A 272-nucleotide genomic window follows, 5' to 3' on the forward strand; every position below is an offset into this window, starting at 1 on the left:
AAAGCTTTCCCATATACCGAAAACAAGGTCCTGTTGGTTGATCCTGATGATTATTACTCTCGTGTATTAACGCATGAGATGACCCATCTATTTCTCCCTTCTGTGAAGCCTGGTCAAGCTTCCTGGATGTCCTCCGTAGATAAATACATACTAAACGAAGCGCTTGTGGAGTATGTCGCCTGCGTCGTTCATAAGGAATACACAGGAGAAAGCTTTTGGGAGGAAAAGGAACGTTATGTTTCGGAAAATGTGGATAGCACAATGTTGAATGA

Annotated in this window: 1 protein-coding gene; it reads left to right on the forward strand. The window is 42.6% G+C overall.

Features of this window, described 5'->3' with window-relative positions:
• On the forward strand, positions 1-272 hold a 272-nt coding region (locus tag HMPREF2890_RS09405), incomplete at both ends, for a hypothetical protein (protein ID WP_210394739.1).

The organism is Porphyromonas sp. HMSC065F10, from assembly GCF_001808555.1.
Lineage (GTDB): Bacteria > Bacteroidota > Bacteroidia > Bacteroidales > Porphyromonadaceae > Porphyromonas_A.